Origin of the sequence: Micromonospora phytophila (assembly GCF_023656545.1) — a bacterium.
Taxonomy (GTDB): domain Bacteria; phylum Actinomycetota; class Actinomycetes; order Mycobacteriales; family Micromonosporaceae; genus Micromonospora; species Micromonospora phytophila.
Genome location: NZ_JAMOKF010000564.1, coordinates 1 through 2,055 on the forward strand (window position 1 = coordinate 1; position 2,055 = coordinate 2,055).

At 74.3% G+C, this 2,055-nt stretch carries 1 protein-coding gene; it reads left to right on the forward strand.

The window, feature by feature from the left end; all coding sequences use genetic code 11:
* Positions 1 to 2,055: eCIS core domain-containing protein (locus NCC78_RS31260; protein ID WP_250799029.1), on the forward strand; the 2,055-nt coding region annotated here is incomplete at both ends.

The window sequence follows — 2,055 nt, forward strand, 5'->3', positions numbered from 1 at the left end:
CGGCCGTGCCCGACGCCCGCCTCGGCGCCGGCCGGGCGCTGGCGGCACCGGACCGGGCGCGCTACGAGCCGGCGCTGGGCATGGACCTGACCGGGGTGCGGATCCACGACGGCCTCGCCGCGAAGCTCGCGGCGAAGGACCGCCGCGCGCACGCGTTCACCTACGGCAACCACGTGGTCCTGGGCGCCGGCGCCGAGCACGGTGCCGCGCCCGGCCGGGACGTCGTACTGGCCCACGGGCTCGTGCACGTCCGCCAGCAGGCGCGCCCCGTCGGGCCGTCCAGCGGCGGCGGCGTGGAGCATCCCGGCCGGGGCCCACCGGCCACCCCGGTCCGATCCGCGCCGCTGGGTGTGCAGTGCTTCGACATCGCCGACACCGCGGTGGGGCGGTTCGTCTCCGACACCGCGAGCGACGTCGCCGCCGCCGGCAGCGGCGCGCTCGACACCGCCCTGGAGGTGGGTGGAGCGGCGGTCGAGGCGGCGTCGGCCGTCGTCGACCGGCTCGCCCCGGGACTGCTGGCGTTCCTGCGCGGCGGCGCGCTGGGCCAGCTGCGTGAGCTGCTCTGCTCGGGCGTCAACGCCCTGCTGTCCCAACTTTTCGCCAGCCTCGCCGACTTCGACCCGATGTCGGCGATCGAGACCACCTTCACCGACCTCGCGCGCGGCGTCCGCGAGGTCCAGGCCCAACTCGGCGGCGCGGCCAGCGCGACCGTCGGTCTCCTGCTGCGCCCGGTCGTCGCCGCCCTGCAGCGGTGGGACGGCCCCATCATCGACACGCTGCGCTCGGCCGCCGACACCGTCAACGCGTTCTTCACCGGCCTGTGGGACCAGCTCGCCGTGCCTGCGCTGGACCTGCTGGGCACCGTGGGCGGCACCGTGTACGCGGCGTTCACCGGCATGGTCACCTGGATCTGGGACCTCACCGAGCCGGTCCGCTCCGGCGCGGAGTTCGCCTGGAACTGGCTGACCGCGCAGTTCGGGCTGGTCTGGAACAGCACCGAGACCGTACGCGAGTGGCTGGGCGGTGTCGCCACATCCGCCTGGGACGGGCTGCTCGCCGCGATCGCACCGATCCGCGGTCCGCTGATGGTCGTCGGCGGGGTCCTGGTGGCGCTGTCCCCGCTCGGGCCGATCATCCTGCTCTCCCAGGTGATACCGCCGCTGTGGGAGGGCCTGACCTGGCTGTGGGAGAACTGGAACACCCGGGAGATCCTGGTGGCCGCGCGGGAGGTCCTCGAGCAGCGGATTCTGCCCACCGTGCTGCGCACCGTCGGCGGGGTGGCCGACGCGCTCGCCGCCGGGGCCGGCTGGCTCGCCGACCTCGCCGGGCAGGTCGGCACGGCGATGAGCGCGGTGCTCGGCGCGTTCGGCGCGAGTTCCTGCCTCGCCGCCGCGACCACCTTCCTCAACGGCATCGCCGACCAGTTCGCCCGGCTGGCAACGTGGGCGCGCGGCGGATTCTCCGGCCTCACCGAGGCGTTGGGCGCGGTCTTCGACGCCCTGGTCGCCATCTTCCAGCCGATCCTGGACTTCCTGGTGCGACTGACGGTGGTGGTGGCCAACCCGTTCATGCTCCCGGTCGTGCTGGCCGCCGTCATCTGGCTGCTCTGCCCGGACGACCTGAAACCGCCGGTGATCAACTTTGTGCTGGACCTGCTGATCGTCGGGATCACCGGAACCCCCGGTTTCCTGGTCGCGCTCGGCCCGCTCGGCCTGCTGGTCAAGGAGGGCGTGCTCGGCTTCCTGCGGCAACTGCGCGGCGGCGAGGGCATCGGCGACCAGCAACGCATCGACGCCAGCAACAAGATCGCCAATCTGGCGGCGGGCGGCGGTGCCGCGTTCGTCCTGGGCCTGGCCTGGGGTGTGCTCCAGGGCGTCGTCGACGGCATCATCGACCCGTTCCGGCTGCTGTTCATGCTGGCGCAGCTGCTGGTCGCCGCCGCCCGCGCGGTGGCCCGGGTGGTTCAGACGTACGCGCCGGGCATGGTGCTGGTGCGCGGACCGCCCGCCGCCGCCCCGGCCACCCCGGGGGTCGCGGCCGCCCCGGTCCCGCCGG